Source organism: Frankia sp. CeRuru1 (genome assembly GCF_977966315.1).
In genome coordinates, this window is the sequence record NZ_CDWWEW010000542.1 from 1 (window position 1) to 1,046 (window position 1,046).

Below are 1,046 nucleotides of genomic sequence, written 5' to 3' on the forward strand. Positions count from 1 at the left end.
GGCCGACCCGCGGTGACCGGCGTGCCGGCGTCAGTCAGGGGTCGCGGTGGCGGAACCTCGGCTCGGCCGGGATCGGCCGTTCGAGAGGCGGCTGATCGTGGCGGACCTCGCCAACAGTGTCGGCGAGGGTGCGACGGGCCCGGGTGCTGTCCGGATGGAACGGGCCGTGCTCGCGTAGCGCGTCGGTGAGCGCGGCGCGGTAGAGGGGGACGGCGTCGGCGGGCCGGCCGGCCTGGCGGTAGGTGTCGGCGAGGGCGCCCCGGGTGGCGCGGGTGTCGGGGTGGCCGGGGCCGAGGAGCCGCTCGCGGACGGCGAGAACACGTTCGTTCAGGTCGACGGCCTGCGGAAGCCGGCCGGTGGTCCGGTAGACCTCGGCGAGCCCGTCGGCCGTGCGCAGGGTGCGCGCGTCGCTGACACCGTGCGCCCGACTCCGGTCGGCGAGTAGCCGTTCGAGCAGCGGCACGGCCGCCTCAAGCTGGCCGGTGCGCCGGTAGGTCGTCGCGAGGGCGTTCCGGGCGTCGACGGTGCGCGGATGGTCGCGGCCGAGGACGTGCTCGTGGCGGTCGAGGGCGCGTTCGAGGTGGGGGACGGCGTCGCCGGGTCGGCCCAGCCTGAGGTGGGCGGTGGCGAGGTTCTCGCGGGTCTCAGTGGTCTCGGGGTGGTCGGGGCCGAGGGTGTGTTCCCGGCCGGTCAGCGCGCGGCCGAACTCACGTTCGGCGTCATCGAGTCGTCCGGCCCGCAGGTGGGCGCGGGCGAGTCCGTCGACCGTTTCGAGGGTGTCGGGGTGGTCGGGGCCGAGGGTGTGTTCGCGGCCGGTCAGCGCGCGGCCGAACTCGCGCGTGGCGTCGTCGAGCCGTCCGGCCTGGTGGTGGGTGACGGCGAGTTGGTGGCGGCTGCCGAGGGTGGCGGGATGCTCGGGGCCGAGGACCCGTCCGCGGGCGGCGAGGGTCTGCTCGAACAGCGGCACGGCGTCGCCTACCGCCCCGATCCGGCGGTAGGCGACGGCGAGGCTGTGGCGGGTGTCGAGGGTGGCGGGGGGCTCCGGG

At 76.4% G+C, this 1,046-nt stretch carries 1 protein-coding gene; it reads right to left on the minus strand.

The features are described from left to right. Positions 1-34: 34 nt before the first annotated feature. Positions 35-1,046 (minus strand): tetratricopeptide repeat protein (locus AC08OP_RS24060; RefSeq protein WP_476616258.1); only part of this gene is annotated, 1,012 nt, incomplete at its 5' end.